The sequence below is a fragment of the Methanospirillum sp. genome (assembly GCF_035406105.1).
GTDB lineage: Archaea > Halobacteriota > Methanomicrobia > Methanomicrobiales > Methanospirillaceae > Methanospirillum.
Genome location: NZ_DAONKG010000101.1, coordinates 8,217 through 8,773 on the forward strand (window position 1 = coordinate 8,217; position 557 = coordinate 8,773).

Annotated in this window: 2 protein-coding genes; one reads left to right on the top strand and one right to left on the bottom strand. The window is 44.5% G+C overall.

Annotated elements, in window-relative coordinates:
• Positions 1-211: hypothetical protein (locus tag PLA23_RS07425; protein WP_324474686.1), on the bottom strand; the 211-nt coding region annotated here is incomplete at its 3' end.
• A 1-nt stretch (position 212) separates the two neighbouring features.
• Here PLA23_RS07425 and PLA23_RS07430 point away from each other — a divergent pair.
• The coding region (locus PLA23_RS07430) for a D-aminoacyl-tRNA deacylase (RefSeq protein WP_324474688.1) at positions 213-557 on the top strand (345 nt) is incomplete at its 3' end.

The following is a 557-nucleotide window of genomic DNA, read 5'->3' on the forward strand; positions in this document are numbered from 1 at the left end:
GTTGACATGCACGAATTTTAACATTATTGACATTGCAGTATGTTGCGATATCCATCTTTGGTATCCCGTATTTCTCAGAGATCAGAAACGCCTGTGGACAGGTAATCTCTGTTGTGATTCCTTCGGAGTTAAAAATCGATTTTATCTTTTCAGAATCCATAAATATTAATTGTAAATGAAAGGATAAAGGATATAGCTCAAAGTTACCCATAATGACACCAGATAATATCAATCCAAGTACCCTCCTTATCAGTTCACGCAAAGACCCTGCAGGCTCTCTGATTCATGAGGAACTCTGCAATCTTATTCAACAGGATACAAGAGCCTTTCCGTATATCAGGCACTGGTACGCAGATGAACGACTCATCTTCCTGCATGGCCCGGCCATTCCTCATACTGCTGACCGCATTCTTTTTCTCTCCCGTCATGCAAGTGAGCGACCACGACCGGTTCTTACCGTTCATGTGACCGGCAACTATGGCCCTGCGGATTATGGGGGAGATCCGGGCACTCTGACTCCTGCTGCACCTGATCTTATGCATGCCCTTATTAACCGG